5 protein-coding genes are annotated in these 3,453 nt (G+C 72.8%); all 5 read right to left on the reverse strand.

Annotated features, from left to right (window positions below):
• On the reverse strand, positions 1-420 hold a 420-nt coding region (locus AC3XYG_RS10195; protein ID WP_489139715.1), incomplete at its 3' end, for a Tat pathway signal sequence domain protein.
• A 7-nt stretch (positions 421-427) separates the two neighbouring features.
• Positions 428-1,216: a heme ABC transporter ATP-binding protein gene (locus AC3XYG_RS10200; RefSeq protein WP_489139716.1), complete on the reverse strand. Its 789-nt coding sequence runs from the start codon at positions 1,214-1,216 to the stop codon at positions 428-430.
• Positions 1,213-2,307: a FecCD family ABC transporter permease gene (locus AC3XYG_RS10205; protein ID WP_489139717.1), complete on the reverse strand. Its 1,095-nt coding sequence runs from the start codon at positions 2,305-2,307 to the stop codon at positions 1,213-1,215. The genes AC3XYG_RS10200 and AC3XYG_RS10205 overlap by 4 nt, the downstream gene beginning before the upstream one ends.
• The gene (locus tag AC3XYG_RS10210; RefSeq protein ID WP_489139718.1) at positions 2,304-3,185 is read right to left on the reverse strand and encodes a heme/hemin ABC transporter substrate-binding protein; all 882 of its coding nucleotides are present in this window, start codon (positions 3,183-3,185) and stop codon (positions 2,304-2,306) included. Before AC3XYG_RS10210 ends, AC3XYG_RS10205 begins: the two co-directional genes overlap by 4 nt.
• Positions 3,185-3,453: ChuX/HutX family heme-like substrate-binding protein (locus AC3XYG_RS10215; RefSeq protein WP_489139719.1), on the reverse strand; the 269-nt coding region annotated here is incomplete at its 5' end. The genes AC3XYG_RS10215 and AC3XYG_RS10210, both read right to left, overlap by 1 nt.

The raw sequence follows: 3,453 nt of genomic DNA on the forward strand, positions 1-3,453 counted from the left end.
CGACCGCGTCTGCACCCGATCGATGCAGTCGGCGACGGCGCCGGCCTCGGTCTTGCAGTCGAGCACGTCGTTGACCAGGACCGAGCCGATGGCGTCGCAGGCCAGGCCGGAGACCTCGAACGCCTTGACGCTGGTCTTGTGCGCGCGCAGCGGCGCGGCATCGACCGCCAGGCGCTTGCGGATGGCGCCGTCGGTGCCGAAGAACACGAGGTCCAGCTTGAACGTCTGGTAGGCGGCGTCGCTGGTGCCGAACACCATGTTCACGGCGCAATTCTCGCCGCGCGGCTCCAGCGTGTTCAGCTCCAGGCTGACGCTGTCCGGGGTGGTGGCAGCGACGGCCTCCGCCGCGGCGGCAGGCGCGGCGGAAAGAGCCACCAGCAGGGCGGAGAGCACGGACACTGATTGGCGTCGGCTGGTCATGGCGTCCTCAGATCGGAACAAGGAAGGGCCTGTCGGAACGGGGGTTGGGGACGATCTCGACCGCACAGCCGAACACGGCCTCGACGGTCGCGGCGGTGAGCACCTGGGCCGGCGGCCCGGCGGCGAAGACCCGACCGCGGCGCAGCAGCACGATGTGGTCGGCGAAGCGGGCGGCCTGGTTCAAATCGTGCAGGATCGCCAGCACGCCGGTGCCGGCATCGGCCAGCCCGCGGGCGACGCGCAGGATCCCGGCCTGGTGCGCCAGGTCGAGGCTGGCGGTCGGTTCGTCCAGCAGCAGATAGCTCGGCGCCGTTGCCGGGCCGCCACTGCCGCCAGTGATCTGCGCCAGCACCCGGGCGAACTGGATGCGCTGCTGCTCGCCGCCCGACAGGGTCGGGTAGGGGCGGTCGGCCAGCTCGGCGACATCGGCGGCGGACAGGGCCATGGCGACGGCGCGGCGGTCGGCGGCCGCATCGGCTACGCCGCGATACGGCGCGCGGCCGAGCGTCACCACCTCGCGCCCGGTCAACGGGAAGTCCAGCGTCACCTGCTGCGGCAGCACCGCCCGGCGGCGGGCCAGCGCCACCAGGTCCCAGGCGGCGATCGGTGCGCCGTCAAGGCTGACCGTGCCGGAGGAGGGCGACCGCTCGCCGGACAGGCAGCGCATCAGCGTCGACTTGCCCGCGCCGTTCGGGCCGATGACCGCGGTGAAGCAGCCGGGGGCGACGGCCAGGTCGATGCCGTCCAGCAGCGTGGCCCGGCCGATGCGGACGCCGAGGGCTTCGGCCCGGATCATGGCTGCGTGCCCCGCCGGCGCAGCAGCAGCGCCAGGAAGACGGGGGCGCCGAGGCCAGTGGTGACGATGCCGATCGGCAGCTCGGCCGGCGCGACCACGGTGCGGGCGACGAGGTCGGCGCCCAGCAGCAGGGCGGCGCCCAGCAGCGCCGAGGCCGGCAGCAGGCCGCGATGGTCCGCGCCAATGATCAGCCGTAGCGTGTGTGGCACCAGCAAACCGACGAAGCCGATCATGCCGCTGACTGCGACCGCGGCTCCGACGGCCAGGGCGACGACGCCGACCAGCAGCCGGGTCACCTTCTCGATGGGGAAACCGAGATGCAGCGCCACCGCCTCGCCCAGCAGCACGCCGTTCAGGGCGCGCGCGGCCAGGGCGACGGCGGCGAGCAGGGCCAGGGCGAAGGGCACCACCGCCAGTACGGCGGTCCAGGTCGAGCCGCTGAGGCTGCCCAGCGTCCAGAAGGTGATGGTGCGCATCGCGTTCTCGTCGGCCTTGAACACGACGAAGCCGGTGCCGGTGGCGGCCAGGGCGTTCACGGCGATGCCGGTCAGCAGCATCATCGTCACCGACACGCGGCCGTCCTGCTTCGACAGGCGGTAGACGACGATGGTGGCGACCAGCCCGCCCAGGAAGGCGGCGACCGGCAAGGCGTAGATGTGCAGCAGCGGGATGCCGATCAGCGCCGCCGGCACGCCCAGCGAGATCACCGACACGCCGGCAAAGGCGGCGCCGCCGCTGACCCCGATCAGGCCGGGATCGGCCAGCGGGTTGCGGAACAGCCCCTGCATCATGGCGCCCGAGACGGCCAGGGTGGCGCCGACCATGGCGCCCAGCAGCGTCCGCGGCAGGCGGATGGCGGCGACGATCGCCGCCTCACGCGCCGTGACCTCGTCCAGGGTGCCGAGGCCGAAGGGCTGGCCCAGGATGGCCAGCACATGGCGCAGCGGAATGTCCGCCGGCCCGATGCTGATGCTGGCCAGCACGGCGGCCACCAGCAACAGGACGAGGCCGACAAGGGTCAGCGTCAGGCGCCGGGCCTGCCGCTGTTCGGCCGCGGCCGGCATCGTGCCGCCTGCAGCCAGGGTGCTCACGATCCGCTGCTCCAGCTGCGGTCGGGCAGGGCCGGCGGGGTCCAGCCGGGATGGATCGCGATCGCCAGGTCGCGCGCCGCCTGGGGCGTGCGTGGCCCGAAGCCGAGCAGGTAGAGCGAATCCATCTGGATGATCCGGCCGGCCTTGGCGGCCGGTGTCTCGGCGAAGACCGGCATTTTGGCGATGGCGTCGATACCGCCATTGCCCTCGACTGTGTGGCTGGCGATGACGATGACATCCGGCGCCGCGGCCGCCACGGCCTCGGGCGACAGCTGCTTGTAGCGCTCGACCTCGCCGACCGCGTTGGTGCCGCCGGCCAGGCGGATCACGCCATCGGCGGCGGTGCCGCTGCCGCCGCCCAGCGGCGCGCCCGCGGTGATCGACAGCACGAACAGAACGCGCGGCTTGGACTCGGTCTTGGCGACGGCATCCGCCACAACAGCGAAATCGGCCTGCACCCCTTGGCTCAGCCCCTGGTCGGGCAGGCCCAGCGCGGTCTCGACCCCCGCGATCTTGGCGATCACGCCGTCGGCGGTGAAGCTCTCGGGCAGGGCCTCGACCGGCGTGCCGGTGGAGCGGATCTGCTCCAGCACCGCTGGTGGCCCGGCGGACACCGTGGTCAGCACCAGATCGGGCCCGAGCGACAGCACACCTTCGGCCGACAGCTGGCGGAGGTAGCCGACCTGGGGCAGTTTCCGCGCCGCCGCCGGATACAGGCTGGTGGTGTCGACACCGGCCAGGCGGTCTTCGGCGTGCAGCGCGTAGACGATCTCGGTCAGGTCGCCGCCGGCGACGACGACCCGGGCCGGCGGTTCCGCTTGGGCCGGCAGGGTGGCTGCGGCCAGCGCGGCGAAGGTGAGGGCGAGGAGGGGGCGCATCAGGCCGCGACCACGGCGCTGATCTCGGCGACCAGGGCGCGCCAGTCGGCCCGTTCCGGCTGGCCCGGCTTGCGGGCGCCGAACAGCATGGCCATCAGCGTGCCGTCGACGTCGAACAGCTCCAGCGAGGTGACGGTGCCGTCCTTGGTCGGCTTGCGCACGATCCAGGCGCTGTCGATCCGGTCTTCCCGCAGATGCAGGTTGAAGCCGGGGTCCAGCACGTTCAGCCAGGGCCCGGCATCCTTCAGCGTGTGGACCGGGCAGGTGT

The sequence above is a fragment of the Inquilinus sp. genome (genome assembly GCF_057815775.1).

Bases quoted from the DNA above. Each gene is read 5' to 3' on its own strand.
- AC3XYG_RS10200 (WP_489139716.1), bottom strand. From the start codon at position 1,216: ATGATCCGGGCCGAAGCCCTCGGCGTCCGCATCGGCCGGGCCACGCTG.
- AC3XYG_RS10210 (WP_489139718.1), bottom strand. From the start codon at position 3,185: ATGCGCCCCCTCCTCGCCCTCACCTTCGCCGCGCTGGCCGCAGCCACC.